We start from the raw sequence: 347 nt of genomic DNA on the forward strand, positions 1-347 counted from the left end.
TTGGATCTGATTTCGCAATTGCCGCTGCTGCAAACGCTGCTAGACCTACCGGAGGTGTATCATCGGCAAGAATACCGAAGTAGAACACGAATAAGTGCACTGCAATCAGTGGAATGATAAGACCGTGTGCTGCACCTAGGGTCACAATTACAGGTGCCATCAGTGTCGATACAACGATGTAGTTTGCTGTAGTCGGTAAGCCCATACCCAAGATCAAGCTGATTACCGCAGTGAAGAGCAGCATAAGGATGATGCTACCACCTGAGATAAACTCAACGAAGTCAGTCATTACAAGACCGATGCCCGTTAGCGTTACTACCCCAACAACAGTACCAGCAGCTGCAGTC

The 347-nt window shown here is 48.4% G+C and carries 1 protein-coding gene; it reads right to left on the bottom strand.

The window, feature by feature from the left end:
• Positions 1-347, bottom strand: a 347-nt coding sequence (locus A3712_RS06595; RefSeq protein ID WP_157618712.1) for a TRAP transporter large permease subunit, incomplete at both ends; no start/stop codon positions are given.

The sequence above is a fragment of the Vibrio sp. HI00D65 genome, assembly GCF_001635455.1.
Lineage (GTDB): Bacteria > Pseudomonadota > Gammaproteobacteria > Enterobacterales > Vibrionaceae > Vibrio.